This is a genomic window from Deinococcus pimensis DSM 21231, assembly GCF_000519345.1.
Classification (GTDB): Bacteria; Deinococcota; Deinococci; order Deinococcales; family Deinococcaceae; genus Deinococcus_A; species Deinococcus_A pimensis.
Map to the genome: position 1 here is coordinate 80,971 of NZ_KI912635.1, position 771 is coordinate 81,741.

Here is a 771-nt window from a genome sequence, read left to right on the forward strand (position 1 = left end):
ACACGGCGGGCGCCGCCGAGGAACTCGTGCGGCGCGGCGCCCACGACGAGGCCGTCATCGCGTCGCGCCGCGCCGGGGAACTCTACGGCCTCGACGTGCTCGCCGAGGGCATCGAGGACATGGACTTCAACTACACCCGCTTCCTCGTGCTCTCCCGCGAGGAGCCGCCGTACGTGCCGGGCGCGCCCTACAAGACGTCGCTGGTGTTCGCGGTGCGTCACACGCCCGGCTTCCTCGTGGAGACCCTCGCGGAGCTGCGCGGGCTGAACATGACGAAGATCGAGTCTCGGCCCCGCCGTGACCGCGCGTGGAGCTACCTCATCCACGTGGACTTCGAGGGCGACGCGCGCGAGCCCGCCATCGCCTCCGCCCTCGTGGGGGTGCTGCGCCGCGCGAGCTTCGTGAAGGTCATCGGGTCCTACCCGCGCTCCGCCGAACCCGAGGAATAACCCCTCACCACGTCCGCAGGTTCGTGCCGAAGTTCGCGTTGATGAAGCGCGCGAGCTCGAACGCGAAGCGGCGGTGCGTGCTGGCGCTGGGGTGGACGCCGTCGAGGCTGAAGCTCGACCCGAAGGGCGCGGACGCCGACGGGATCAGGGGCCGTCCGCGCAGCTGCGCCAGCACGCCGTTCACGTCGAACACCAGCATCCCGCGCGCCGCCGCGAGCTCGCGGATGGTGGCGTTGTAGCCCTCCACCGTCGCCTGCGCCGCCGCGTACTCCGCCGCCGTGAGGGCCGCGTCCGAATCGCAGCGCAGCGGGGTCGCCGCGCT

General features: G+C 72.1%; 1 protein-coding gene and 1 pseudogene. One reads left to right on the plus strand and one right to left on the minus strand.

All coding sequences use genetic code 11. The features are described 5' to 3' along the window. Positions 1–449: prephenate dehydratase (locus DEIPI_RS29405; protein WP_045233853.1), on the plus strand; the 449-nt coding region annotated here is incomplete at its 5' end. Between the two features lie 4 nt (positions 450–453). Here DEIPI_RS29405 and DEIPI_RS0107530 read toward each other — a convergent pair. After that, positions 454–771, minus strand: a pseudogene (locus DEIPI_RS0107530) (SGNH/GDSL hydrolase family protein); the annotation flags it as partial.